21 protein-coding genes are annotated in these 25,419 nt (G+C 68.0%); 10 read left to right on the forward strand and 11 right to left on the reverse strand.

The window, feature by feature from the left end; genetic code table 11:
* The first annotated feature begins 294 nt into the window (after positions 1 to 294).
* Complete coding sequence (gene hpnK, locus ACO2SS_RS13170; protein ID WP_423278130.1) at positions 295 to 1,128, forward strand: hopanoid biosynthesis-associated protein HpnK; 834 nt, start codon at positions 295 to 297, stop codon at positions 1,126 to 1,128.
* Here hpnK and ACO2SS_RS13175 read toward each other — a convergent pair.
* Entirely contained in the window at positions 1,116 to 3,689 is a 2,574-nt protein-coding gene (locus ACO2SS_RS13175) for an MMPL family transporter (protein WP_423278131.1), read from the reverse strand. The genes hpnK and ACO2SS_RS13175 overlap by 13 nt on opposite strands.
* A 307-nt stretch (positions 3,690 to 3,996) precedes the next feature.
* Between ACO2SS_RS13175 and ispH the strand changes: the two genes are divergently transcribed.
* Both ispH and hpnH read left to right on the forward strand, forming a co-directional pair.
* A complete protein-coding gene (gene ispH, locus ACO2SS_RS13180) occupies positions 3,997 to 4,953 on the forward strand; it encodes a 4-hydroxy-3-methylbut-2-enyl diphosphate reductase (protein WP_423278132.1) in 957 nt (318 codons plus the stop codon).
* A gap of 18 nt (positions 4,954 to 4,971) precedes the next feature.
* A complete protein-coding gene (gene hpnH, locus ACO2SS_RS13185) occupies positions 4,972 to 6,126 on the forward strand; it encodes an adenosyl-hopene transferase HpnH (protein WP_423278133.1) in 1,155 nt (384 codons plus the stop codon).
* On the opposite strand, the gene ACO2SS_RS13190 is transcribed toward hpnH, so the two are convergent.
* The 8 genes from ACO2SS_RS13190 to ACO2SS_RS13225 all read right to left on the reverse strand — a co-directional run bounded on the left by ACO2SS_RS13190 (position 6,067) and on the right by ACO2SS_RS13225 (position 15,693).
* The gene (locus tag ACO2SS_RS13190; RefSeq protein ID WP_423278134.1) at positions 6,067 to 6,780 is read right to left on the reverse strand and encodes a phosphorylase; all 714 of its coding nucleotides are present in this window, start codon (positions 6,778 to 6,780) and stop codon (positions 6,067 to 6,069) included. The two genes, hpnH and ACO2SS_RS13190, sit on opposite strands and share 60 nt — an antisense overlap.
* A complete protein-coding gene (gene shc / locus ACO2SS_RS13195; protein WP_423278135.1) occupies positions 6,777 to 8,750 on the reverse strand; it encodes a squalene--hopene cyclase in 1,974 nt (657 codons plus the stop codon). The genes ACO2SS_RS13190 and shc overlap by 4 nt, the downstream gene beginning before the upstream one ends.
* A gap of 2 nt (positions 8,751 to 8,752) precedes the next feature.
* Positions 8,753 to 10,027 carry a hydroxysqualene dehydroxylase HpnE gene (hpnE, locus tag ACO2SS_RS13200; protein WP_423278136.1) on the reverse strand — a complete coding sequence of 425 codons (1,275 nt, stop codon included), beginning with the start codon at positions 10,025 to 10,027 and terminating at the stop codon, positions 8,753 to 8,755.
* A 2-nt stretch (positions 10,028 to 10,029) separates the two neighbouring features.
* The gene (gene hpnD, locus ACO2SS_RS13205) at positions 10,030 to 10,866 is read right to left on the reverse strand and encodes a presqualene diphosphate synthase HpnD (RefSeq protein ID WP_423278137.1); all 837 of its coding nucleotides are present in this window, start codon (positions 10,864 to 10,866) and stop codon (positions 10,030 to 10,032) included.
* On the reverse strand, positions 10,863 to 11,741 hold the full coding sequence (gene hpnC, locus ACO2SS_RS13210) for a squalene synthase HpnC (RefSeq protein ID WP_423278138.1): 879 nt from the start codon (positions 11,739 to 11,741) through the stop codon (positions 10,863 to 10,865). Before hpnC ends, hpnD begins: the two co-directional genes overlap by 4 nt.
* Positions 11,738 to 12,733 (reverse strand): hopanoid-associated sugar epimerase, encoded by a 996-nt coding sequence (hpnA, locus tag ACO2SS_RS13215; protein WP_423278139.1) that lies wholly within the window; start codon positions 12,731 to 12,733, stop codon positions 11,738 to 11,740. The genes hpnC and hpnA overlap by 4 nt, the downstream gene beginning before the upstream one ends.
* Before the next feature lie 16 nt (positions 12,734 to 12,749).
* On the reverse strand, positions 12,750 to 14,696 hold the full coding sequence (gene dxs / locus ACO2SS_RS13220) for a 1-deoxy-D-xylulose-5-phosphate synthase (protein WP_423278140.1): 1,947 nt from the start codon (positions 14,694 to 14,696) through the stop codon (positions 12,750 to 12,752).
* Positions 14,697 to 14,760: 64 nt separating this feature from the next.
* Positions 14,761 to 15,693: a polyprenyl synthetase family protein gene (locus tag ACO2SS_RS13225; protein ID WP_423278141.1), complete on the reverse strand. Its 933-nt coding sequence runs from the start codon at positions 15,691 to 15,693 to the stop codon at positions 14,761 to 14,763.
* A gap of 109 nt (positions 15,694 to 15,802) precedes the next feature.
* On the opposite strand from ACO2SS_RS13225, the gene ACO2SS_RS13230 reads away from it, so the two are divergent.
* A complete protein-coding gene (locus ACO2SS_RS13230) occupies positions 15,803 to 16,036 on the forward strand; it encodes a hypothetical protein (RefSeq protein WP_423278142.1) in 234 nt (77 codons plus the stop codon).
* Here the strand turns inward: ACO2SS_RS13230 and ACO2SS_RS13235 are convergent.
* Together ACO2SS_RS13235 and mfd are read right to left on the reverse strand one after the other, a co-directional pair.
* Positions 16,033 to 16,449, reverse strand: coding sequence for a hypothetical protein (locus tag ACO2SS_RS13235; protein ID WP_423278143.1), 417 nt, complete (start codon positions 16,447 to 16,449; stop codon positions 16,033 to 16,035). The genes ACO2SS_RS13230 and ACO2SS_RS13235 overlap by 4 nt on opposite strands.
* A 33-nt stretch (positions 16,450 to 16,482) precedes the next feature.
* Positions 16,483 to 19,752, reverse strand: a complete 3,270-nt coding sequence (mfd, locus tag ACO2SS_RS13240) for a transcription-repair coupling factor (protein WP_423278144.1) — start codon at positions 19,750 to 19,752, stop codon at positions 16,483 to 16,485.
* A gap of 344 nt (positions 19,753 to 20,096) precedes the next feature.
* Here mfd and ACO2SS_RS13245 point away from each other — a divergent pair, with 344 nt between their 5' ends.
* From ACO2SS_RS13245 to ACO2SS_RS13270, 6 genes are read left to right on the forward strand one after another with little or no spacing between them, the layout of a single operon-like run.
* Positions 20,097 to 21,173, forward strand: a complete 1,077-nt coding sequence (locus ACO2SS_RS13245; protein WP_423278145.1) for an inositol-3-phosphate synthase — start codon at positions 20,097 to 20,099, stop codon at positions 21,171 to 21,173.
* 34 nt (positions 21,174 to 21,207) lie between these two features.
* A complete protein-coding gene (locus ACO2SS_RS13250; protein ID WP_423278146.1) occupies positions 21,208 to 21,786 on the forward strand; it encodes a histidine phosphatase family protein in 579 nt (192 codons plus the stop codon).
* Positions 21,783 to 22,874, forward strand: a complete 1,092-nt coding sequence (locus ACO2SS_RS13255; protein ID WP_423278147.1) for a CgeB family protein — start codon at positions 21,783 to 21,785, stop codon at positions 22,872 to 22,874. Before ACO2SS_RS13250 ends, ACO2SS_RS13255 begins: the two co-directional genes overlap by 4 nt.
* A 3-nt stretch (positions 22,875 to 22,877) precedes the next feature.
* Positions 22,878 to 23,684, forward strand: a complete 807-nt coding sequence (locus tag ACO2SS_RS13260) for a sugar phosphate nucleotidyltransferase (protein WP_423278148.1) — start codon at positions 22,878 to 22,880, stop codon at positions 23,682 to 23,684.
* A complete protein-coding gene (locus tag ACO2SS_RS13265) occupies positions 23,681 to 24,451 on the forward strand; it encodes a TIGR04290 family methyltransferase (protein ID WP_423278149.1) in 771 nt (256 codons plus the stop codon). Before ACO2SS_RS13260 ends, ACO2SS_RS13265 begins: the two co-directional genes overlap by 4 nt.
* A complete protein-coding gene (locus tag ACO2SS_RS13270; RefSeq protein ID WP_423278150.1) occupies positions 24,448 to 25,368 on the forward strand; it encodes a beta-xylosidase in 921 nt (306 codons plus the stop codon). The genes ACO2SS_RS13265 and ACO2SS_RS13270 overlap by 4 nt, the downstream gene beginning before the upstream one ends.
* Positions 25,369 to 25,419 lie beyond the last annotated feature (51 nt).

A 25,419-nucleotide genomic window follows, 5' to 3' on the forward strand; every position in this document is an offset into this window, starting at 1 on the left:
CGCTCGTGCTTCGAGCCCTCCGATCCGGAGTGCTTCGACGGGCGGATCGCAACGCATGCCGCTCGCGTTTCCGACGCGCCGTTTCTTGACAGCCTGCGAGAAGCAGCCGGAGCCCCTCCGCATCCGCGCCGAAATGTGACGCTCGCCCCCCGTCGGTTCATCTGAAGAGGATGGGCCGCTTCTGGTCCGTGCGGGTCGGTCGCGGTATCGCGCCCTTACCGTCGAGGTGGTGGCCAACCTCGTTTGGTTTGGAATTGGGTCTCATGCCGATTACGACGCCTTGATCGACTGACCTTGAAGCAGCCCGAACGCATCCTCACCGTCACGGCAGACGATTTCGGCCTCTCCCGCGAGGTGAATGACGCCGTCGAGCTCGCGCATCGGGATGGCATCCTGACGGCCGCGAGTCTGATGGTCGCTGAGCCCTGGTGCGCGGACGCTGTCGAGCGGGCGCGCCGGCTTCCGAAACTCTCCGTCGGCCTGCATCTCACGCTCGTGGAGGGGAGGGCCGTTCTCCCGCCAGGCGAAGTGCCCGATCTGCTCGGCCCTGACGGGAAGCTGCAGACGGACCTCGCCCGCTACGGAGCCGAGATCTTCTTCCGCCCCCGCGTGCAGCGCCAGGTCGCCGCCGAGATCAGGGCGCAGTTCGAGGCCTACGCCCGGACCGGCCTGCCGCTCCATCACGTGGACGCGCACAAGCACTTCCACATCCACCCGACGATTGCCGGCCTCCTCCTGGAGATCGGGCAGGAATTCGGCATGCGGGCACTGCGCGTGCCGGTGGAGCCGGCCGCCGTACTGGGAAAGGTCGAGAAGGTGTCCCAGGGCCTCGAGGCGCGGCTTGCGGGCCCCTACGCGAAGCTTCTCCGGGCGCGAGCACGGCGGATGGGATTGGTGGTGGCCGACCACGTCTTCGGGCTCGCCTGGTCGGGAGCCATGTCCAGCGAGCGGGTTTTGGGGATCCTGGGGAACCTCCCGGTCGGGCGAACGGAAATCTACACTCATCCGGCCACCGCGGATGCGTTTGACGGCGCCGCGCAGGGTTACCGCTACCGGGATGAGCTTGCGGCGCTTCTGGCTCCCGAAGCACGTGCCGCCCTCCAGGCGAGCGGCGCTCAGATCGCGTAGTCGTTCGACGGCGGTGCGGGGCGCGTCTTCGGCGGGCCGAGGAAGGCCGGCACGACGAAGAAGGCGGCCAGGAGCGTGAACACCAGCGAGATCGCCAGGAGTTCGCCCATCGAGGCCGTCCCCGGATGGCTGGATGCCCAGAGCGATCCGAACGCCACCCCAGTGGTCAGGGCCGAGAAGAAGATGGCCCGCGTCAGGCTCGAGGCGAGGACGTCGGCGACGCCCTGGCGCCAGGCGATCAGGTAATAGATGTGGAAAGCGACCCCGACCCCGAACATGAGGGGGAGGGCAATGATGTTGGCGAAGTTCAGCTGGAGGCCGGCGAGTTGGGCCGCCTGCAGGGTCAGGATGCCCGCCAGGATGAGCGGTCCGATCGCAAGGACCACATCCCAGAGGCGCCGCATCGCGACCCAGAGGATGATGGTGATCGCAACGAGGGAGTAGATCCCCGCCTCCAAAAAGGCTCTGACGATCGTGTCGCCCGACTCCTTGATGGTGACCGGGGCTCCCGAGGCATGCGCGGCGACCGATCGGACGGCCGCAACGAAGCGCTCCGCCGCTTCGGGATCGGAGAGGTCCTGCTTCGGCTGCACCTCGAGCCGCGTTTGTCCGTCCGGAGCGACCCAGTCGCGCAGGATCTCCTTCGGCAGGTTCTCCCGCGTGATCGGCTCGGCCGTGAAGGCGGTCCTCAAGGTCGTCACGAGTCGATCGAAATCGATCAGCACGGCGTCGACGGCGGCCTGCTGGCGAGCCGGGCTGGCACGACTCAGCTCGTCCAGGGCCTCGGCAAGGCGCGCCGCGGCCGGGCCGCCTGGCGCGGCGGCACCCTTGGCGACCTCGCGCAATCCTTCCGCCGTTTTCTCCAGAGCGGCCTTGCCCTCCTCGTCGGACGGGGGCGGGACCCTGTGCGGGTCCAGGACCGCCGCGAGGCCCGGCTCCGCCTCCTTCAGCATGGCCAGCTTTCTCTCCTGGCCGGCGGGCAGGAACGTCTCGAGCGAGGCCACCCGCTGGACCTCGGGGAGGGCGGCGATCTTCGCCGCGTCGGCGCGGGCGGCCTCGAGCGAAGGGTACAGGATGTCGATGGTGGTCGGGCTCGTCTCCGCCCTGCTCGCGAGGTCGCGGAACGTCGCCACCGATTCCACGCGCGCGTCGCGCAGGTTCATCGGGTCGGAATCGAAGCGAAGCTTCAGCAGGGCCGGCGTTCCGGCCAGCACGATCGCGCCCGTGATCCCGATCACCAGCAGCCGGTGCCGGGCGATCCAATGGTCGACGTGGGCCAACCAGGCCGTTTCGACCGGAGCGCGCTCGGGGCCGGGCCGAAACACCTCGATCAGCGCAGGGAGCAGCGTGAAGCTCGCCAGGCAGGCGACAGCCATGCCCATCCCGGCGATCAGCCCCAGCTCCGAGACCCCGCTGAAATCGGTCGGCAGGAAGGACAGGAAGCCGGCCATCAGAGACAGCGCGGCGAGCGTGAGCGGAAACCCGACTTCACGTCCGGCAGCGCGTAGCCCGAACCCCAGTCCGCCGTGGTTATGGCGCTCGGCCCGGTAGCGGACGGCGAACTGGATGCCGAAATCGACGCCCAGTCCGATGAAGAGGACGAAGAAGGCCACCGAGATGAGGTTGAGCCGCCCGACGGCCAGCAGCCCGAGCGCCGACGTTACGACCAGCCCCGCGAACAGGGTGATCAGGACGGCGAGAATCAGCTTCGGCGAGCGAAGCGCGAGCCACAGGATGATTCCCACCGCGAGCAGGGTGAGCCCGATATTCAGTGCCATGTGCTCGGCGACCGTTGCGAACTCCTCGTCCGCGAGCGGTACCGGGCCGGTGAGGCGAATCATGACGCCGTTCTCGGGGGTGAGCCCGAGCTCGGCGGCCTTGCGGCGCAGGATCTCCGTTGCGGCGGCTCCCGGCTGCAATGCGCCGTAATCCATCACGGGGCGAACGAGGACGACCTTCCGCAGATCGGCGGGTTCCGGCGGGCGGCCGCTGACCAGCGACTGCCAGGAGAGGCGGGCGGGCTTCCCGGCGAGGGCCGCCTCGATCGCCTCCGCGAAGGCAACATAGCGGGGCGCGAGCTCGTCCGGCGTGATGTCGCCGGTCCGTATGCCCACGAGGGTCGCGCCAAGCGTCTGGGCGAGGCCCTGCAGGCTCGGATCGCCCGCAAGAATCGACAGCAGGCCCGCTTGCTCCGAAACCGAATCGAGCGTGGCTTTCAGCTCATCCTCGGACAGGAAGAGGAGCCCGTTCTTGGCGAAGAACGGGCCGCCGTCGGGACGCTCAACGCTGCGAAATGTGGCAGGGTCGCTGCGCAAGCCGGCGGTCAGCCGCTCGGCCGCTTCTTCCGCGATCTCGGGCGTCTTCCCGTCGATGACGACCGCCACGAGCTCCGTTCGCTGCGGGAACGCGCGATCGAAGGCGATCTCGGCTTGGCGCCACGGGAGCGACGGAGACAGAAGGCTCGCCGTATCCGTGTTGATCGCGAACCGTGTCACCGCGACGAACAGGCAGACGGCCGTGAGGAGGGCCGAGACCGCGAGAACGGTCCAGGGACGTCTCACGGAAACGTCAACGATCGCTTCAACGGGTCGCATCATCAGGGGTGTATCACGCCATCATTTCTGCGTGCGCGGGGGGGAGGCTGCTCCTCCTAGCGGCGGCGACCGGGCCAATCAACGATGGGGCCTGCCCCGCGGAGCTCGCCTGGATGAGGATGGCACGGTGAATGCTGCGGATACGGCCTCGTTAGGCCTGCTTCTCGACGAGAGGCATCGAAGGGTTCATAATGCTGTCCGTGATCGGTCGAATGGTGTATGCGCTGGCGATCCGGGGCCCTCTGGGCGCGATACTCAGCAAACGGGTAAGGGCATGAAGGTCGTTCTCGCGCAGCCGCGCGGATTCTGCGCAGGCGTCGTTCGCGCGATCGACATCGTTGAGCGTGCGCTCACCAAGTATGGTGCGCCGATCTACGTCCGGCACGAGATCGTCCACAACCGGCACGTCGTCGAGACCCTGAAGGCCAAGGGAGCGGTCTTCGTGAAGGAACTGTCGGAGGTCCCGACTGGCGCCGTGACGGTGTTCTCGGCCCATGGCGTTGCCCGCTCGGTGCAGGCAGAGGCCCAGGAGCGTCAGCTTCCCGTTCTGGACGCGACATGCCCGCTGGTCACCAAGGTTCATAACCAGGGCCGCCGCTACGTGACCCAGGGGCGTACCCTCGTTCTCGTCGGCCATGCCGGGCATCCGGAGGTCGTCGGAACGCTCGGCCAGATCGACGGGCCGGTGCACCTCGTTCAGACGGCGGCGGAGGTCGAGACCCTGCCGCTGGCCCTCGATACGCCCATTGCCTACATCACCCAGACCACGCTCTCGGTCGATGATACCCGCCACATCATCGAGGCGCTGAAGGCGCGCTTCTCCGACGTGATCGGGCCGGATACCCGGGACATCTGCTACGCCACGCAGAACCGCCAGGCCGCGGTCCGCGACCTCATCAAGCTCGTCGACGTTCTGCTCGTCGTGGGCGCCCGCAATTCGTCCAACTCGAATCGCTTGCGCGACGTTGGCGAGGAGGCCGGAGTGCCGTCGTACCTCGTCAATGACGGCAGCGAGGTCGATCCGAAATGGCTCGAAGGTGTCGAGCGAGTCGGTCTCACGGCCGGCGCCTCGGCACCGGAAGTGCTGGTCGACAGCGTGATCGAGGCGCTCCGCCGCCTGGGTCCGCTCGAAGTCTCGGTCCTTGACGGGACCGAGGAGAACATCACCTTCAACCTCCCCCAGGTGCTTCGCATTCCGGATGCCGGCCAGCCGGCTACGGCGAACGCCTAAGAGAAGCGAGAAAGCTCCGTGGGTATTCCTCTCCGCCAAGTCGTCGACGTCGGGTCCTACATCGTCAAGCAGCACCTGAAGGGCAACAAGCGGTATCCGCTGGTCCTGATGCTGGAGCCGTTGTTCCGCTGCAACCTCGCCTGCGCGGGCTGCGGGAAGATCGATTACCCGGACGAGATCCTCAACAAGCGCATCTCGGTCGAAGACGCGCTCGGCGCGGTGGATGAGTGCGGCGCTCCCGTCATTGTCATGGCGGGCGGCGAGCCGCTGATCCACAAGGATCTGCCGAAGATCGTCCAGGGCATCATCGCCCGGAAGAAGTACGCGATCGTCTGCACGAACGCTTTGCTGCTCGAGAAGAAGATCGACGAATACAAGCCGTCGCCCTACTTCACCTGGTCGATCCACCTCGATGGCGACGAGCAGATGCACGACAAGTCGGTCTGCAAGGCCGGCGTGTACGAGAAGGCCGTCGCGGCCCTGAAGCTCGCCAAGCAGAAGGGCTTCCGGGTCACGATCAACTGCACCTTCTTCAACGATGCGGAGCCGGAGCGCATCGCGAAGTTCTTCGACACGGTGACGGAGCTCGGCGTCGACGGCATCACGGTGTCGCCCGGCTATGCCTATGAGCGCGCGCCGGACCAGAAGCACTTCCTGAACCGCGCCAAGACCAAGGAGATCTTCCGCGGCGTGTTCAGCCGCGGCCGGGGCGGCAAGAAGTGGGCCTTCAACCAGTCCCTGATGTTCCTCGATTTCCTTGCCGGAAACCAGACCTACAAGTGCACGCCTTGGGGCAACCCGACCCGCACCGTGTTCGGCTGGCAGAAGCCCTGCTACCTCCTCGGCGAAGGCTACGCGAAGACCTTCAAGGAGTTGATGGAAGACACGAACTGGGACAATTACGGCGTCGGCAACTACGAGAAGTGCGCCGATTGCATGGTCCATTCTGGCTTCGAGGCGACCGCCGTGAACGACATCTTCCGCCGCCCCTGGGTCGGCGCGAAAGTCGCCTTGTTCGGCATCAAGACCGACGGCCCGATGGCGCCGGAGATCCCGCTCGATAAGCAGCGCCCGGCGGAATACGTCTTCTCGCGCAACGTGCAGAAGAAGCTGTCAGAGATCCAGGCCGAGAAGGCCGCCGCCCAGGCTCAGAAGGCCGCGAACGCGGCCTAAGACACGGAACGCGACGGCGGCATCCCGCGCCGTTGCAACCAGGGCGGGGATCTGGCGCGGCGACCGCGCCACCGACATCATCACGCCGAGTACATCGACGGATCCGTCGGGCCTCATGGCTGTACCGGCGGCGGGCGGCAGCACGTGGTCCGCCCTGTCGGAAATGACCCGGATCGCCCCGAAGGGCAGACCGTGCCGCGCGGCGAACTCGGCCGCGATGTGAGATTCCATATCCACCGCGTCCGCTCCCGAGGCTGCGAACAGGGCCTGTTTCGCACCCGGGGTGAGAAGCGGCTCGTCCACCCCCACGAGGGGGCACGCGACCAGGGGAATATCGGCCACGCCGAGGCCCTCGGCCCAGCGGGCACGAAACGCCGGGTCGGCGGTCCAGCGCCCGGCAGAGCTCCTGATCTCGGTCGCGAGCAGGACATCGCCGACGCGAAGACCCGGCTCGAGCGCACCGGCGATACCGAAGCTCACGACGGCCTTGAGGCCGCGAGGCTCGGTAGCCTCCAGCCTGGCCCGGAGCACCGGACTATTTCCCCCGCCCGCGATGGCGAGGATGCCGGGCCCTGCTGCGATGCGGGCTTCCTTCGTCAGTCCCGTGACGGCCAGGATGCGCGGCTCGCCGGCTTTCGCCGGAACGGGTGTCACAGCCCCCAGGAGACCTGACGCGAGTTCGAGCGCTGCAGGTTGCGGTAGCGCGCCATCGCCCAGAGTGGGAAGTACTTCGCGTAACCGTGATAGCGGAGGTAGAAGACGCGCGGGAAGCCGCCGCCCGTGTAATCCTCCTCCGGCCACAGGCCATCGGGCCGCTGCGTAGCCGCCAAATAGGCGATACCGCGGGCCACCGCCGGGTTATCCGCCTCGCCCGCCGCCATCAGGCCGAGCAGCGCCCAGGCCGTCTGCGAGGCGCGAGAATCCGCAGGCTCGTAGCCCTTGTAGTCGAGCTTGTAGCTGTCGCAGTCCTCGCCCCAGCCGCCATCCGGGTTCTGGATCGAGACGAGCCAGTTCACGGCCTTCCGCACAGGCTCCGATTGCGGGTCCATGCCGGCCGCGTTCAGCGCGCAGAGCGCCGACCAGGTGCCGTAGATGTAATTGACGCCCCAACGCCCGAACCAGCTGCCGTCGGCCTCCTGGTCTTTCAGCACGTAGGCCAGCGCCTGCTGCATGCGCGGGCTGTCCTTCGGCTCCCCGAGCTGCGCCAGCATTCCGACGCAGCGCGCGGACACGTCCACGGTCGGCGGGTCGAGCAGCGCGCCGTGATCCGCGAAGGGGATGTTGTTGAGGTAGTGGTAGGTGTTGTCGATATCGAAGGCGCCCCAGCCGCCGTTCTGGCTCTGCATGCCGGCGATCCATTCGCAGGCGCGCTCGATGGCCTCGTCGTTCGCCGCAGCTTCCGGGTACTTTGCGCGCAGGCGGTCCATGGCCATGGCGACGACAGCGGTGTCGTCGGTGTCGGGATAGTGGTCGTTGCCGTACTGGAACGCCCATCCGCCCGGCCGCAGGCCCGGTCGGTTCTCCGCCCAGTCCCCGGCGACGTCGAGGATCTGCCGCGGACGGAGCCACGTCGCCCCATCGAGTGCAGCGCGTTCAGCCTTTGGATCGCCAGTCTCGAGAAGGGCATGGCTTGCGAGCGCCGTATCCCAGACCGGCGAGACGCACGGCTGGCAATAGGCCTCGTCCGCCTTCACGACGAGGAGATTTTCGATTGATCGCCTTGCGATGGCCCGGTCGGGATGCGTGTCCGGATACCCGACGGCGTCGAACATCATCACGGAGTTCGCCATCGCCGGATAGATCGCGCCCAGGCCATCCTCGCCGTTGAGGCGCTCGGTGGTGAAGGCGACGGCACGCGCGATCGCGCTACCCCGCACCCGCGATGGCCAGAACGGGTCGACCTTCTTCAACACGACGTCGAGGCCGTTGAAGAAGGTTGCCCAGGCTGGGTGCGCGTGGCTCGGCTTCTTGGGAGGCGGGGGCGAGCCCGGGGGCGCGAACAGCTCCTGTACGCGCACGCCACGGGGATTGCGGGCGAGCGGTTTCAGGACCTGCAGGACCAGGAGCGGCACAATGACCGTCCGGGCCCAGTACGACATCTTCGACAGATGGATCGGGAACCACTTGGGGGCGAGCATCAGCTCGACCGGCATCGTGGGCACCTGATCCCAGCCGATCTCGCCGTAGAGGGCGAGCTGGAACCGCGTGAAGACATTTGCTGCCGCCGCGCCGCCCCGGGCGAGGATCCCCTCGCGGGCGCGCACCATGTGCGGCGCATCGATGTCGTCGCCGATCATCTTCAGCGCGTAGTAGGCCTTCACGGTCGCGCTGATGTCGAAGTCGCCGCCGTGGAAGAGCGGCCAGCCGCCGTGGTCGCCCTGGATGCGACGGAGATAGTTTCCGATCTTCCGCTCGAGTTCGAGATCGTCGGCCTCGCCGAGGAAATGGCGGAGGAGGACGTACTCGGACGGGATCGTGGCGTCGGCCTCGAGCTCGAAGCACCAATGCCCGTCGCTCCGGCGCGCGGCGAGAAGCGCGTCGGTTGCGGTCTCGATGCGCTCATCGAGATCCGCGGGTACTGAATTCGAGAAAGCTCCGTCTCGGAGCGGGGAAATGAAGTTCACGCCTACGCCTTTGACACGAAACGCGAAATGCCGGTATCGCCGCGCCGCAACACACGGGCGGCAGTTTCGCCGGAGCGTATCGCCCCTTCGATCGTCGCGGGCAACCCCGTCTGGGTCCAGTCACCGGCGAGGGCGAGGTTCGCGTAACCGGTGGTAGCGGCCGGCCGTCGCGCATCCTGCTGTGGCGTGGCTGCGAACGTCGCGCGCTTCTCCTTCACGATCTGCCAGGGCGGAAGCTCGGCAGGCAGACCCGCAACCTTGGCGACCTCACCCCAGATCGTCCGGGCAAGCTCCTCGCGCTCGGTGTCGAACAGGCGGTCGGCCGCGCTGACCGTGACGGACATGCGGTCCGGATAGGCGAACACCCATTCCGAGATGCCGCCGATCGTGCCGACGAAAAGCGGCTGCCCTGGCGGCGGCGGCGCGCGAAAATGCACGTTCAGGATGCCGCGATGGTCATCGGGCATGGGAACCTGCGGCAGGAGGTCGCCTGCAACCCAGGGCGGCACGGCCATCACCACCGCGTCCTCAGCCCCCAGCGTTAGCTCACCCCCGGCGAAACCCAGCTGCCGAACAATGCCGTCAGCTGCCGTGATTGCTCGCAGCCTCTCGCCGAACCGAATCTCGCCACCCTGTCGCTTCAGGTAGGCGATCGCTGGATCCACGAAGGCCGCCGCCAGGCCGCCCGTGGCGACGACGGGGCGGGATGCGTCTCCACCCGCGCCGAGGCTTTCGCGGACGATCGCTCCTGCGAGGCGAGCCGAGGCCTCCGGGACCTCCGTGTTGAGGGCGGAAAGCAGGACCGGCTTCCAGAGCCGGTCGTAGAGCGCGCCCGAGCACCGCATCACGTCCGCAATGCGCGTCTCCGCGGCAGCGCCGAGCAGCCGGGCGGGTGCGAGATAGTCGGATGCCCGCGTGCCGGGTACGCGGCGGGATCCAACGAGGATCCACCAGGGCAGCCGCCCGCGGTTGGGACGGAGACGCCAGCGCTCGCCACTGCGGAGATCTGCGAAGTCGAAGGCCGCTTCCTCGGCAACCGTCAGCGCCGCCGAGCCGCCGGTCAGCTCGACATAGGAGAGCGCCGAGCGGTTGCCGGAGAGGAGGAGATGGTTGCCGTTGTCGATCTCGAGGCCGAGCCCCGGGTCGAAATAGGAGCGGCAGCGTCCGCCGGCCTGCTTGGCGGCCTCGTAGAGGATGACGCGTTGCCCGGCCTCTGCCAGGCGCACGGCTGCGCTGAGGCCGGCGAGACCTGCGCCGACCACGTGGACGACACGCATGATCAGGCGATCCCGTAACGGATCAGGGCCGCGAGCACCCGCAGCTTGCCCGTGCTGACGCGAGCACGTGGCGGCGCGAAGCCGCGTTTCATCGTGCGCTCCAGAACCGAGCGGTAGGCCGCTTCCATCATGCGCGGCGCGCGGACGAGCCGGCGCGGCTGCCGCGACATGACCGCGTCGGCGTCCCGGTAATGCGAGCGGGCGCGTTCGGCGACCTCGGCGCAGACCTTCGGGAGCCCGGGATGGGCCAGCACGCGGGCGGGGTCGCGGGCATCGATTCCCGCGCGCACCAGCCCCTCGCGGGGAATATAGAGCCGGCCGATCTCCGCGTCCTCGTCGATATCGCGCAGGATGTTGGTGAGCTGCAGGGCGCGGCCGAGATGATGCGCCAGCTGGTCCGCATCGGCATCCCCGAGGCCGAAAACCCGCGCGGAGAGGCGGCCGACCGCGCTCGCGACGCGGTCGCAGTAGAGGTCGAGCGTCTCCCAATCCGGCGCCCGGACCGTATCGACGACGTCCATCTCCATGCCGTCGATGACGTCGTGGAAACTCTGCTTCTGCAGCCGGAAAGGCCGCACATGCGGGGCGAGCGCCGCGGTGTTTGGGCGGACCTCGCCGCGATAGAGCGCCTCGATGTCGTCGCGCCAGCCGTTCAGCGCCTCGATGCGGCCCTCGCGCGGCCCGGGCGAGTCTGCGATGTCGTCGACATCCCGGCAGAAGCCGTAGATCGCGTACATCGCCTCCCGCTGCGCCTTCGGGAGGATACGCATGCCGAGGTAGAACGAGCTGCCGGAGGCCGGCAGCTCCGAGGCGTTCTCGGTCGAGGCAGCGGCGCTCATGGCGCGAGCTTCGCCTGAGCACGGATGCCGCGCCCGGTCATCCGCTGGAGGATTGCCTTGGTAACCCCCGTGCCGGCGGCAAGGAGGGCCTCGGGCTTCGTCGCATGCACGCGCTCGCTGAGCGGATCCTTCGTCCGAAGCTTGCCGGCCAGCGACTCGGCGAGGCTCTGGATCACGGCGACCTCCATCGCGAGGCGGCGGTCGGCGATGATCGATGGGAAGACCGCGCTCTCCCGGAGAAGCGCCGCGCAACCCTCGTTCAGCTCCCGGATGACCGCGAGGAGGGCAGGGGAGGCGGATGCCGCCGAGAGCTCCTCGACCCGCGCTCCATGGCGGGCCAGCGTATCGGCGGTCAGATAGACCCGGTCGAGGGAGCGGTAATCCTTCGCGCAATCCTGCAGGTGGTTGATCACCTGAAGGGCGGCGCAAAGGGCGTCGGAAGCGGCCCAGGTGCGGCGATCCTCGCCGTGGACGTCGAGCACGAACCTGCCGACCGGCATCGCCGAAAGGGCGCAATAGCCCATCAGCTCGCCCCAATCGGCATAGCGGGTCTTGCGGGCGTCGAGCCGGAAGGCGTCCAGCAGGTCCTGCGCGTGTTTCGGCGACAATCCCCGCTCGGCCAGGGCGCGCCGCAGCGGCTCCGCTTCCGGATCCGTAGGGCCTTTGCCCGTCAAGGCTGCCTCGAGGCCGTCGAGCATCCGCAACTTCTCGTCCGGAGACAGCGTCGCGTGGTCGGAGACGTCGTCGGCGGCGCGGACGAAGCGGTAGAAGGCGAGGATCGGGCCGCGATGCCGCGGGCTGATGAGGCGCGAGGCGACGGGGAAGTTCTCGTCCTTGTGGCCCTTCCCGGACTTGGCGTCGGTGGCGGTAGTCACGGGACATACCTCGCCTGGCGGAACCAGCCGATCGCGTCGACGAGGCCCTGGCGGTAAGGCCGCGAGACATAGCCGAGCTCACGCCGGGCCTTGCTGTCGTCGAAGAACATCTTGTACGCCGCCATCCTCAAAGCATCGCGGCTCACGAAGGGCTCGCGGCCCGTGATCTGCGCAACCGCCTCCGCCCCGACCGCCAGCGGCCAGACCGCCAGCCGCGGGATGCGCAGGCTCGGCGGGCGTCGGCCGACGATCTCCGCGATATCGGCCAGCATGCGGGACAGCAAGACGTTCTCGCCACCGAGAATGTAGCGCTCGCCGATACGGCCGTGGCGGAGCGCAAGCAGGTGGCCGGCCGCCACGTCATCCACATGCGCGAGATTGAGGCCGGTATCGACGAAGCCGGGCATCTTGCCGGACGCCGCCTCCACGATGACACGCCCGGTGGGCGTCGGCTTTACATCGCGCGGGCCAATCGGCGTGGACGGGTTCACGATGACGGCCGGCAGCCCGTCCCGCTCGATCATCTCCTCGACGGCGCGCTCCGCCAGCACCTTGGAGCGCTTGTAGATGCCGATCGCCGTCTCGGGCGTGAGGGGGTGGGTCTCGTCGTGGCCCGGCGTGATCGTGGCGACGCTCGAGGTGTAGACGACCCGCTCCACGCCCTGCTCCAGCGCGGCTCGCATGATGTTCCGGCTGCCCTCGACATTGGCGTCGATGAGGTCCTGCGGGCGCTTGGCCCATAGCCGGTAATCGGCGGCAGCATGGACGAGATAGCGGGCGCCCTTCAGGGCCGGCCCGAGCGTCTCGGGCTTCGTGAGGTCGCCGGTGACGACCTCGTCCTCCTCCGACAGGTTGGTGCGGGGCGAGGTGCCGCGCACCATGACCCGCACGGCGAATCCCGCGTCACGGAAGACGTTGGCGATCGCCGAGCCGAGGAAGCCGGAGGCACCGGTTACCAGGACGCGATCGCGCTCTCCGGCCACCCCGGCCATGCACCCTCGATCCGGCTCAGGCGCGGGCCTTCAGGGCGGCGGCGTTGCGGCCCAGGATCTCGAACACCCGGCGGACGATCGACTGTGCGTCGAGACCGGCCTGCGCGTACATGCGGTCCGGCTTGTCGTGGTCGATGTAGAGGTCCGGCAGGATCATCGAGCGCACCTTCAGGCCACGGTCGAGCATGCCGCGGTCCGACAGGAGGTGAAGCACGAAGGAGCCGAAGCCGCCGATCGAGTTTTCCTCGATCGTGATCAGCACCTCGTGCTCGCGGGCCAGCCGCAGGATGAGGTCCTCGTCGAGCGGCTTGGCGAAGCGCGCGTCGGCAACGGTGGTCGACAGGCCGCGGGCCTCGAGCTCCTCGGCGGCCTTGAGGGCCTCGGCGAGCCGCGTGCCGAGCGACACGAGCGCGACGCGGGTGCCTTCCTTCACGATGCGGCCGCGGCCGATCTCGAGCGGAATACCGCGCTCCGGCATCTCGATGCCGACGCCCTCACCGCGCGGGAAGCGGAAGGCGATCGGGCCCTCGTCATAGGCGGCGGCAGTCGCGACCATGTGGACGAGCTCGGCTTCGTCGCCCGCCGCCATGATCACCATCTCCGGCAGGCAGCCGAGATAGGAGATGTCGAAGGAGCCGGCATGGGTCGGACCGTCGGCCCCGACGAGGCCGGCGCGGTCGAGCGCGAAGCGCACGGGAAGCTTCTGGATCGACACGTCGTGCACGACCTGGTCGTAGGCGCGCTGCAGAAAGGTCGAGTAGATCGCGCAGAACGGCTTCAGGCCCTCGGTCGCGAGGCCGGCCGCGAAGGTCACGGCGTGCTGCTCGGCGATGCCGACGTCGAAGGTGCGGCCGGGGAATTCCTTGCCGAACAGGTCGAGCCCGGTGCCGGATGGCATGGCGGCCGTGATGGCGACGATCTTGTCGTCGTGCCGAGCCTCCTTGGCGAGGCTCTCGGCGAAGACCTTCGTGTAGGACGGGGCGTTCGCCTTGGCCTTGGCCTGCGTCCCGGTCACGACATCGAAGGGAACGACGCCGTGGTACTTGTCGGCCGCGGCCTCCGCCGGGGCGTAGCCCTTGCCCTTCTGAGTCACGACGTGGACGAGGATCGGGCCCGTCTCCGCATCGCGCACGTTCTTGAGCACGGGGAGAAGGTGATCGAGGTTGTGCCCGTCGATCGGCCCCACGTAGTAGAAGCCGAGTTCTTCGAACATCGTCCCGCCGGTCACGAAGCCGCGGGCGTATTCCTCGGCCTTCAGCGCCTTGTCGTGGAAGAACTTCGGCAGGTGGTTGGCGAGCTGCTTCCCGATCTCGCGAAGCGAGCGATAGGTCTTCCCCGAGACGAGACGCGCAAGATAGGCCGACATGGCGCCGGTCGGCGGCGCGATCGACATGTCGTTGTCGTTGAGGATGACGATCAGGCGCGAATTGGCAGCGCCGGCATTGTTCATCGCCTCATAGGCCATGCCGGCCGACATCGCCCCGTCGCCGATCACGGCGATGACGTTGTTCTTCCCGCCCTGGATGTCGCGCGCGACGGCCATGCCGAGGCCGGCCGAGATCGACGTGGACGAGTGGGCCGCCCCGAACGGGTCGTATTCGCTCTCGGCGCGCTTCGTGAAGCCGGAGAGGCCTCCGCCCTGGCGCAGGGAGCGCATGCGATCGCGCCGGCCGGTCATGATCTTGTGCGGGTAGGCCTGGTGGCCGACGTCCCAGATCAGACGGTCGCGCGGCGTGTCGAAAACATAGTGGAGGGCGACGGTCAGCTCGACCACGCCCAATCCGGCCCCGAGGTGACCGCCGGTGACGGACACGGAGTCGATCATATCCACCCGTACCGCCTCGGCGACCTCCCGGAGATCACTCTCGGGGAGCTGCCTCAGCTCTTCCGGGGTCGGGATTTTGTCGAGAATGGAAGAGGATACTGGCAACGCCGGACTCTCGATGGTCGTTCTGGTTACCATACGTCCTGCACCGTTTCTGCGAAAAAGAGAACCGGAATCCGCGTTAAGGATACCGGCAAACCCTTCAGTTGCGCCTTTCTGCAACAAATCTGGCGGTCTGCCTCAACACGTCGGCTCGCTCCCCGAATGGGGACAACGCACGTTCTGCTTCATCGACCAGCGATGCGAGGCGAAGCCGGGCATTGCTTGCGCCGAGCAGCGAGACGAGGGTCGACTTACCTTTGGCGGCATCCTTTCCGGTCGCCTTTCCGACCGTTGCGGCCTCGCCTTCTGCGTCGAGAAGATCGTCGGCGATCTGGAAGGCCTGGCCCAGGGCGCGGCCATAAACCGCAAGCGCTTGCCGGTCAGCCTCGCTCGCCCGCCCGAGAATGGAGCCCATCTGCACCGATGACGCGAGGATCGCCCCCGTCTTCATCGCCTGCAGCCGCAAGGTGGAGGTCTCGTCCCCCGGAATCGGCTTGCCTTCGGCGGTGAAGCGTCCCTCGGCTTCGAGATCGAGCATCTGGCCCCCGACCATCCCGCCGAGGCCGGACGAGCGCGCAAGCGCCAGGGTGAGCTGAATGCGGATCGCGGGGTCGGGATCGGTGGCCTCGTCGGCCAGAATGTCGAACGCGAGGGTCTGGAGGGCGTCGCCGGCGAGGATCGCCGTCGCCTCGTCATAGGCCTTGTGAACGGTCGGCTTGCCGCGCCGGAGCGCGTCGTCGTCCATGGCAGGCAGGTCGTCATGCACGAGGCTGTAGCCATGGATGCATTCCACGGCTGCGCCCGCCCGCAGCGGGCCCACGCCCTCGCTGCCGAATAGGCGCGCAGCCTCGACCACGAGGTGGGGCCTCAGCCGCTTCCCGCCGCCCAGCATGGCGTAGCGCATGGCGTCGAGGAGGAGAGCGGGACGCGCGATCTCGCCGTCCAGCTGAGCCGGCGAGAGAAGGTCACCGAGAAGGCTCTCGATGTCGCGCGCGGTGCCCTCGAGCCGGGCAAGGAATGTGTCGTGCGTCAAGGCGGTCAACGTTAGAACGATTGAAGAAGACCGCTTGGCGGATGGACAGCGAGAGGTCAACCTGCTCCACCGTACTGGCACGGCGGGTGGTGCGCCGGAGGAGACCGTGATGCGACGCTGGATGCTGGCTGCTGCGCTTTGCCTCGCCGGGCATGCATCGCCGTCGTTCGCTCAGGACGCGACCACAGCGCGACCGGGCGCAAAGGCGAACCCGTCCGCGCTGCAGCGTCAGGCCGGCCCGGATATCGCCAACCAGGAAGCCCGTCGCCGGGAGGAGGAGCGGCACAAGCGCTGGAACGACCGCATGCGCCGGGCCACGCGCTCGCTCTGCCAGGGCTGCTAGCGGAGAGGATCCGGAGCGCGGCGTGAAGCCCGGGCCACCTGCCGCGGGTCGGAGCACCGGTAATCGTACTCGGTGTGGAAGTCCGTCAGGGGAGTTTCGCGCGTGATGCGGCATTCCGGCCGGGACGTGGTCTCGACCAGATAGATCTCTGCCGTGCGACGCCTGCGTTCGGCTTTCGGCAGGCCCGCGAGGCCCGGGCAGTTTCCAGCGACGGCCTCGTTCACGGGGTTGGTGACCACGACGAAGCTGGCCGCGTCCTTGCGATCGAACACCTCATAGGCGTCGTTGCAGCCGAGGCGAACGCGCACGCCCTTCACTTCGCCATAGCGGTCCATCGTGTACGTGAAGGTCTCGACCGCGCATCCGGTCAGGAGCGAGAGGGCCAGGAAGGGCAGGACGAGCTTGCGGAGCATTGGGCGATCGGGGTTCCGGCGGCTGCGCCCGCCTTAAGCCATGACGCTCGGCTTGTCCTGTCGAATCCGGGTGCCGCGTCTGAGGGCGGCCAGCAACTCCTCGACTGCCTCGAGACGGGTATCCATCTCGTCCGTCGGCGTCGCCGATACGAGTCGCCCATTGCGCCAGTCGAGCGTCTCGGTCCGGTCGACGAGCGCCTTGATCGCCGCGTCGTCCTCGTCCCGATCCTTGAAGGTCAGCGCGATCGCCTGTGGGCCGGCATCGACGCGGGCCACCCCTGCCTCCCTGCAGAGACGCTTCAGGCGGTTGACCGCCAGAAGCGCTTCGACCTCGCCCGGATACGCTCCGAAGCGGTCCTCGATCTCGTCGGCGATCCGGGCTTCCGCGGCCCGATCGAGGGAGCGTGCCATCCGGGCGTAGAGGTTCAGGCGCACCTCCGGCTCGGGCACATAGGAGGGCGGAATGCGGGCCGCGACGCCGATGTTCAGCTCCGGCACCCATTCCTCCGGCGGTGTCTCGCCTCGCGCCGTCAGAAGGGCGCGCTCGAGCAGACGGCGATAGAGCCCGCCACCGATGAGCTTCACATGGCCGGCCTGCGTGTCGCCCAAAAGATCGCCTGCGCCTCGCTGCTCCAGGTCCTCGGCGCTGATGGCAAAGCCTGCTCCGAGGCGGTCCAGGCGCTCCAGGGTGCCCAGGCGCTTCCGGGTCTCCTCCGATACTTCCTCCTCCGGGTCGGTCAGGAGATAGGCAACGCCACGCGGCCGCCCTCGGCCGACGCGTCCGCGCAGCTGGTGCAACTGCGCCAGACCGAACATGTTCGCGCGCCAGACGATGATGGTGTTGGCCCGGGGAACGTCCAGCCCGCTCTCGATGATGTTGGTCGCGAGCAGCACGTCGCCCTCGCCGTCGGCGAAGCGCACCATCGTCTCGTCGATCTCCTCGGCGGGCAGCTTTCCGTGCGCCACGAAGACCCGGAGTTCCGGGACGAGGTCGGCGAGCTGGGCGACCATCGGCTCGATATCCTCGATCCGTGGGCAGACGAGGAAGCTTTGGCCGCCGCGCCGGCGCTCCCGGAGCAGGGCGGCCCTGACGGTCACGCCGTCGAAGGGGGCGACGAAAGTTCGTACCGGCTGCCGCTCCGCCGGGGGCGTCGCCAGCACACTGACATCCTGCAGGCCGACCAGAGCGGATTGGAGCGTGCGGGGGATCGGTGTCGCCGTCAGCGTGAGGACATGCGCGTTCTGGCCGAGTGCCCGCAGCCGCTCCTTGTGCGCGGCGCCGAAACGCTGCTCCTCGTCGATGACGAGGAGGCCGAGATCGTCGAACGAGACGCCCTTCGCGGCGAGCGCATGGGTTCCGACCACGACCCGAACCGTCCCGTCCTTCAAGCCGGCCTTTACGGCCTTCGCCTCGGCTGGCTTCACCAGTCGCGACAGGTGGGCGACCTCGATGCCGAACTCGGCGAAGCGGCGGGCGAAAGTCTGCAGGTGCTGGCGCACCAGCACGGTGGTGGGCGCGACGATCGCCACCTGCTTGCCGGCCAGGGCCACGGCTGCCGCCGCGCGCAGTGCCACCTCCGTTTTGCCGAAGCCGACATCGCCGCAGACCAGCCGGTCCATGGCCCGGCCGGAGGAGAGGTCGTCGAGGATGTCGGCGACCGACGTAGCTTGATCGATGGTCGTGCTGAAGGGAAAGCGCGAAACGAAACGCTCGTATTCACGCCGGGGCGGGCGGATCTCCGGCGCTTCGATCGCCCGGCGCTCTGCCGCGATGCGGGCGAGCTCGGCCGCTGCCTCGTTGATCTCCGATTCGACCTTCGCGCGCCGCTTCGGCCACGACTCCCCTCCCAGCCTGTCGAGGCTTGCATGCTCACCCGAGCCGTAGCGCCACATCAGGTCGATGTCGGAAACGGGGACCATCAGCTTGGCATCGCCGGCATAGGTGAGCCGGATCGTGTCGGTGACGTCCTCGCCACCTGCGGAGACGGTCTCGAGGCCCTCCAGCAGGCCGAGGCCATGCTCCAAATGGATCACGGCGTCGCCGATGCGAAACTCCTCCTCGCCGAAGATTTCGGCCTCGACCCGCTCGGCTCCCGACTTGCGTGCGCGGCTGCCCAGCAGATCGGTGGGGGCGATCGCGACCACGCCGGCTTCCCCGTCAACGAAGCCGCGCTCGAGGTCGAGCACCATCGACAGAACCGCCCCGGGCTCCGCCGCGAGGATCTCGTCCCAATCATCGACGGGTTCGCACGGCGTGCCGGCGGCCCGCTCGACCGATCGGGAGATCCGCTTCAGGTCGCGCTCACTGGCCGCGGTCGCGAGAATGCGCCGGCCCGCCTTCCGCTCCCCTTGGAGAAAGCGCCGTAGGGCCTCCGCGGGCCGTGCCTCCGCCGCGAAGGATGGAACGGCGGTGTCGGACGCGTCGCCTTCGAGGATGCGGAGGACGGGCCGCGCGTCGGCGAGCCTGCCCCAGGCCTCCTCGTCGAGGTACAGCCGATCCGGAGCCGGCGCATGCCCGCCGGCCTCCAGCCGCTTTCGGCCCTCGTGGGCATCGGCGATCTGCTCGAGGAACGCCGTTCGCCGGTCCTCGGCCCGTGCCTCCAGGAGGACCGAGGCCTCCGGTGCGTAATCGACCAGGGTCTCGAGGGCGGGATAGAGCAGCGGAAGCCGATGCTCGACCGGCATGGGTTCCCCGCCGTTGCGATTGGGCGTGATCGCTTCCGAAACCGGGCGGAGCGTCAGCTCCTCGAATTCGTCCGTCCGGCGCTGGGTCGCGGCCTCGAAGGAGGCGATGGCCGTGATCCGCCCATCCTCGTGCTCGATCCGGACGGGCAGGTAGTATCCCGCCGGGAACACGTCGACGACATGGCCCCGGATCGCAAACTCGCCGGCCTCGTCCACGCGGTCGTCATCGCGGTAGCCGATCCGGGTGAGCTCCGCTTCGAGCCAGTCGCGATCGATCTCGTCGCCGCGCGAGAGCCGGATCGTGGAGTTCTCCCACACGCCGCGCGGCGGCACGCGCTGCACCAGCCCTTCGGAGGTGGTGATGAGGATCCAGGGGCGGTCCGGTCCGCTTGCCAACCATGAGAGCGCGGCGACCCGCAGCCCCATCGTCCGGGCCGAGGGAGGGGAACGATCGTAGGGCAGGCAATCCCACGGCGGGAAGATGAGGGCCTGGATGTCGGTCGCGAGGCCCCAAAGCAGGCGCGCCATGCGCTCGATCTTCGCCTCGCTCCCGACGACGTAGATGAGGCCTTTCGCGCCCGCATCACGGGCAAGTGAAAGGAGGCGGACCGCACGCATTCCCTCGTCGGTGGGCAGAACGAGTTCGGCTCCCTCCGCACGGGGCGGGGTTTCCCTGCGGGGGCGTGAGGTTTTTGCCATGTTCCCAAAAGCATCGCGAAGCGGAGCGGAGAACCTGGAGCAAACGGCCGAGTTCCGCGTTTGGTACGCCGCTGGACAATGAGGGGATTAGCGACTTGGGGTTGCGCGCTGTGCTTCCGGCTCCGTGCCATGAAAGGTAAGTTCCGGCTTTGTGCCCCGCCCTCCGGCGGGGATCCGTCCATGTTCAAGCGCCGGCTTGTTCAGTGGAGAGTTTGGGATTCAGAGCCGCGGCCTCTCGCGACCTGGACAGCCGGAGAGATGCAGTGAGCGGCAGCCTCAGGGTCGGTATCGTCGGTGTCGGGAATTGTGCGTCGTCTCTCGTACAGGGCCTGACCTATTATCGGGACGCCCGCTCGAACGAGCCCGTGCCGGGGCTCATGCATGTCGAGCTCGGCGGCTATCACGTCAGCGACATCGAGATCGCATCCGCCTTCGACATCAATGCCCGGAAGGTCGGCAAGGACGTCGCCGAGGCAATCTGGGTGGCGCCGAACAACACGCATCGCTTCGCGGATGTGGCCCGCACGGGCGTCACGGTCGAGCGCGGGCCTACCTTCGACGGGCTCGGCCGCTACCTGCGCGACGAGGTGGAGGAATCGGAGGCGCCAGCCTGCAACGTCGCCGAGGTCCTCGACCGGACCAAGACCGAGATCCTCGTCTCCTACCTGCCGGTCGGTTCCGAGAAGGCGACGCGCTTCTATGCCGAGCAGGCGCTCGAGGCCGGCTGCGCCTTCGTCAACTGCATCCCGGTCTTCATCGCGTCCGATCCGGAATGGCGGAAGCGGTTCGAGGCGAAGAAGCTCCCGATCATCGGGGACGACATCAAGAGCCAGGTCGGGGCCACGATCGTGCACCGCACGCTCGCCAATCTCTTCCGTGAGCGGGGCGTGCGGCTGGACCGGACATACCAGCTGAATTTCGGCGGCAATGCCGATTTTCAGAACATGCTGGAGCGGGAGCGGCTCGAGTCGAAGAAGATCTCGAAGACGCAGGCCGTGACCAGCCAGCTCGACATCCCGCTCCCGGCCTCCGACGTCCATGTCGGGCCGAGCGATTTCGTGCCCTGGCTGACCGACCGGAAATGGGCGCATATCCGGCTCGAGGGCACGACCTTCGGGGGCGTGCCGCTGAATGTCGAGCTGAAGCTCGAAGTGTGGGATTCGCCGAACTCGGCCGGCATCGTCATCGATGCGGTGCGATGCGCCAAGATCGCGCTGGACCGCGGCATCGGCGGCGCGCTGACCGGACCTTCGAGCTACTTCATGAAGTCGCCGCCGCAGCAATTCACCGACCACGAGGCGAGGGACCTCGTGGACGCCTTCGTGAAAGGAACTGCCTGAGCCGGTGGCGGATTCGGGAACAACGATCTTTCTCGTGCGTCATGCCGCGCATGATCGAGTGGATCGCATCCTGTGCGGGCGAATGCCGGGCGTGAGCCTCGGGGAGAGAGGGCGAGCCCAGGCGGCCCGGCTGGCGGAGCGGTTCTCGGGAGAGCAACTCGCGGCCATCTACTCGAGCCCGCTGGAGCGCGCCCGCGAGACGGCCGAACCGATCGCCGCTTCGGCCGGTGTGCAGATGACGCTCGCACCTCGATTGAACGAGATCGATGTCGGTGCCTGGACGGGCAGGGGCTTTGCGGAGCTCGGGCCGGATCCGCGCTGGCAGCGCTGGAATGCGGAGCGAGGTGGCGCCGAGGCGCCCGGCGGGGAGCGGATGCTTTCCGTCCAGGAGCGCGTCCTCGCCGAGCTGGACGCGATCCGGCTGCGCCATCCCGGCGGGCGCGTCGTGACGGTCTCGCACGCCGACGTGATCAAGGCCGCGATCTGCGGCGTGCTCGGCCTGTCGCTCGACCGCTACTACGCCTTCGAGGTCGAGCCCGCCTCGATCTCCGCAATCGTCCTCTGGGATGGCGGCGGCAAGGTCCTGAGCCTGAACGAGCGGTGTGCCCCATGAAGATCGTCGTCTTCGGCCTGACGATCTCCTCCTCGTGGGGAAACGGCCACGCGACCCTGTGGCGGGGCCTCTGCCGCGCGCTCGCGGGACGCGGACACGAGGTCGTGTTCTTCGAGCGGGATACGCCCTACTACGCGGAGAATCGTGACCTCCACGAGATCCCAGGAGGCCGGCTCGTCCTCTACCCCGACTGGGAATCCATCCGGGGGAGGGCGGCCGCAGAGATTGCCGATGCCGATGTCGCGATGGTCACGTCCTATTGCCCGGACGGTCTGGCCGCGACGGAGGCCGTCCTGGATGCGCGGGGCGCGCTGCGGGTGTTCTACGACCTCGATACGCCCGTCACCCTGTCCCGGATGGCTCGCGGCGAGACCACCGGATATATCGGGCCGGACGGGCTCGCCGGCTTCGATCTCGTGCTCAGCTACACGGGCGGCGTTGCCCTCGACGAGCTGAAGAGCCGCCTCGGCGCCCGCCGCGTGGCGCCGCTCTACGGGCATGTCGATCCCGAGACGCACCGGCCGGCAGCGCCGCTGGAGCGCTTCCGGGCGGACCTCTCCTATCTCGGCACCTATGCGGCGGACCGGCAGGCGGCCCTCGAGCAGCTCTTCGTCGAGCCCGCCCGGCTCCGGCCGGGGCGGCGCTTCCTGATCGGCGGGGCGCAGTACCCGCAGGATTTTCCCTGGACGGACAACATCTTCTTCGTCCGCCACCTGCCGCCCGACGAGCACCCCGCCTTCTTCTGCTCCGGACGGCTCACCCTGAACGTCACCCGGGAGGCGATGGCCGCGATGGGTTGGTGCCCATCCGGCCGGCTGTTCGAGGCGGCTTCCTGCGGCGTTCCGATCCTCTCCGACACCTGGGAGGGGCTCGACGCGTTCTTCGCGCCTGATGCCGAGATCCTGACGGCCGAGACCACCGAGGATGCGCTCGCCGCGATCGATCTCTCCGATGCCGAGTTGAATCGCATCGCCAAGGCGGCTCGCGAGCGGACGCTTGCGGAGCACACCTCGGTTCGGCGGGCGATCGAGCTGGAGCAACTCGTCAGCGAGGCGCTTCGGCCCACGCCGGCACTGGTGGAGGCCTGACCCATGTGGGGCATCATCCCGGCCGCGGGGCGCGGCAGCCGTATCCAGCCGCTCGCCTTCTCGAAGGAGCTGCTCCCGGTCGGCAGCCGCCTCCATGACGGGGTGGAGCGGCCCTGCGCGGTCTCCGAATATCTCGCCGAGCGGATGATCAAGGGCGGCGCCGACAAGATCTGCTTCGTCATCTCCCCGGGGAAGTCGGACATCCTCGCCTATTTCGGGGGCTCGTTCGGCGAAGCCGCCATCTCCTACGTCGTCCAGCCGCAGGCGGCGGGGCTCTGCGACGCGATCTTCCGCTCCGTGCCGTTCGTCCGTCAGGATGAGCCGGTCATCGTCGGGCTTCCCGATACGGTCTGGTTCCCCGACAACGCCCTGGCGGATCTTCCGGACGACACTCTCTCCTTCCTGCTCTTCCCGGTCGAGCGGCCGGAATTCTTCGATGCCGTGCTGCTCGATGAGGCGAACCGCGTCCTCGAGATCCAGGTGAAGCGGCCCGATGCCAGCTCGCGCTGGATCTGGGGCGCCTTCAAGATGCCCGGCTGGGTGCTGCACGAACTGCATGCGCTCTGGCGCGAGCGCGACTGCGAGGACGAGTTCATCGGGACGCTCGTCAACGCGTACCTCGCCCGGGGCGGGGGCGCGGTCGGCGTGAAGGCCGGACAGTCCTATGTCGATGTCGGCACGCTCGGCGGATACCGCTCCGCCATCACCCTGCTGTCGGGCATGCATGCCCCGGGCGCCGCAAAAGCCGCCCGCGAGACGACGGGCGGCCCTCCACGATCAGCCATCAAGGAAGAGGTTTCAGCCGGATGACAAAACCGTTCTCCCCGGACGAGATACGCCGGAGAGCGGAGGCGCTAGGGCCGTGGTTCCACAACATGGATCTCGGCGGCGTCTGGACCGCGCCCGACCATTTCCTGGGAGATTATCCCGGCGTGAAGTTCCGGGGATTTGCCCACGCGCTCCCGGAAGACCTGACGGGCAAGTCGGTCCTCGATATCGGCTGCAACGGCGGCTTCTACTCGATCGAGATGAAGAAGCGGGGCGCCGCCCGCGTGCTCGGGATCGATTTCGACGAGGACTACCTCGCCCAGGCTCGCTTCGCGGCCGAGGTGACCGGCCATGACATCGAGTTCCGGCAGCTCTCCGTCTACGACGTGGGAGCGCTCGGGGAGCGCTTCGACGTCGTGATCTTCATGGGGGTGCTCTACCACCTCCGGCACCCGCTTCTCGCGCTCGACCTGATCCACGAGCACGTCGCCGGCGACCTCCTCGTCTACCAGTCGCTGCAGCGCGGCTCCGCCCAGATCGACGAGGTCCCGCAGAACGCCGATTTCTGGGACACGGCGATGTTCGACAGCCCGGGCTACCCGAAGCTGCACTTCATCGAGCACAGCTACTCGAACGACCCGACCAATTGGTGGGCGCCCAACGCCGCCGGCTCGGCCGCGATGCTGCGCTCGGCCGGGTTCGAGATCCTCGCTCATCCCGAGGAAGAGGTTTTCGTCTGCCGCCGCGTCGAGGTCGATGCCACGCCCTGGAACGGGCCGGTCTACCCCGCAAGAGGAGTTCGCCCGTGATCGAAGCGGCGATGATCTGGAATGAGCCCAACAACAAGTCGCACTGGGACCCGAACCTCGATCCGGACTGGTCGAAGTTCGGCCACATGGTCAATCTCGCCGGCCAGGCGATCCGGGCCGAGAACGCACACCTCCCCCGCGTGGTCGGCGGCATGTCGCCGATCGACCCGCATTTCGTGAACCTGCTCACGGGCTATGGCGTGATGGACAATGTGGACGCGATCGCCGTCCACGGCTTCCCGCTCGACTGGAACCTCTGGCAGGTCCACGAATGGCCGGCGAAGATCGACGAGATCCGGGCCGTCACGAACAAGCCGATCTGGGTCAGCGAAGTCGGCATCTCGACCTTCGGGGCCGAGGAAGTTCAGGTCTGGGGGCTGCGCCGCACGGCCGAGCTTCTCATCGGCAAGGCGCCGCGCATTCACTGGTACAGCCTCTACGACCTGCCGAAGGCCTGGGAGGCCACGACCCGCCACAAGGAGGCCGAGGGCTCCTCCTATTACCGCCACTTCCACATGGGGATCCTGCGTGAGGACGGCTCGCCGAAACCCGCGGCCGAGATATTCTCCGAGTTCACGCCGGAGCTCGGCATCTGCCAGTGGTTCCACTTCGAGGATCACCGGCTCGACGAGGCGGTCGCCTGGATGAAGCGGCTCGGCGTCACCTATCTCCGCACGGGCCTGTCCTGGGCGGACAGCTTCAGGCCGGACGCGCTGCGCTGGTTCGACCGGCAGATGGAAGCGCTTCGCGACTTCGACGTGACGGTGACCTTCTGCTTCACGCCCGAACATCTCGGCATCGAGCCGCACCACACGAGCCCGCCGCGCGAGCCGGAGCTTTTCGCCGAATTCTGCGGCGAGATGATCAGGCGCTACGCGCCGTCCTCATCGGTGGTGCCCGCCGTAGCGGCCGAGTGAGCACGCCGGGGTCATGGCCGGGCTTGTCCCGGCCAACCCGACCTGAAGGGC

This window comes from Enterovirga sp. CN4-39 (genome assembly GCF_049446235.1).
In the GTDB taxonomy this organism is placed as follows: Bacteria; Pseudomonadota; Alphaproteobacteria; order Rhizobiales; family Beijerinckiaceae; genus Enterovirga.

What these genes read in the sequence shown, in the direction of transcription:
- hpnE (WP_423278136.1), bottom strand. Translation starts at nt 10,027, where the DNA reads ATGCGTGTCGTCCACGTGGTCGGCGCAGGTCTCGCCGGCCTCAGCGCA.
- ACO2SS_RS13235 (WP_423278143.1), bottom strand. Translation starts at nt 16,449, where the DNA reads ATGCTCCGCAAGCTCGTCCTGCCCTTCCTGGCCCTCTCGCTCCTGACC.
- hpnD (WP_423278137.1), bottom strand. Translation starts at nt 10,866, where the DNA reads ATGAGCGCCGCTGCCTCGACCGAGAACGCCTCGGAGCTGCCGGCCTCC.
- ACO2SS_RS13265 (WP_423278149.1), top strand. Translation starts at nt 23,681, where the DNA reads ATGACAAAACCGTTCTCCCCGGACGAGATACGCCGGAGAGCGGAGGCG.
- ACO2SS_RS13260 (WP_423278148.1), top strand. Translation starts at nt 22,878, where the DNA reads ATGTGGGGCATCATCCCGGCCGCGGGGCGCGGCAGCCGTATCCAGCCG.
- mfd (WP_423278144.1), bottom strand. Translation starts at nt 19,752, where the DNA reads ATGCGTGCGGTCCGCCTCCTTTCACTTGCCCGTGATGCGGGCGCGAAA.
- ispH (WP_423278132.1), top strand. Translation starts at nt 3,997, where the DNA reads ATGAAGGTCGTTCTCGCGCAGCCGCGCGGATTCTGCGCAGGCGTCGTT.
- hpnA (WP_423278139.1), bottom strand. Translation starts at nt 12,733, where the DNA reads ATGGCCGGGGTGGCCGGAGAGCGCGATCGCGTCCTGGTAACCGGTGCC.
- dxs (WP_423278140.1), bottom strand. Translation starts at nt 14,696, where the DNA reads ATGGTAACCAGAACGACCATCGAGAGTCCGGCGTTGCCAGTATCCTCT.
- ACO2SS_RS13255 (WP_423278147.1), top strand. Translation starts at nt 21,783, where the DNA reads ATGAAGATCGTCGTCTTCGGCCTGACGATCTCCTCCTCGTGGGGAAAC.
- ACO2SS_RS13230 (WP_423278142.1), top strand. Translation starts at nt 15,803, where the DNA reads ATGCGACGCTGGATGCTGGCTGCTGCGCTTTGCCTCGCCGGGCATGCA.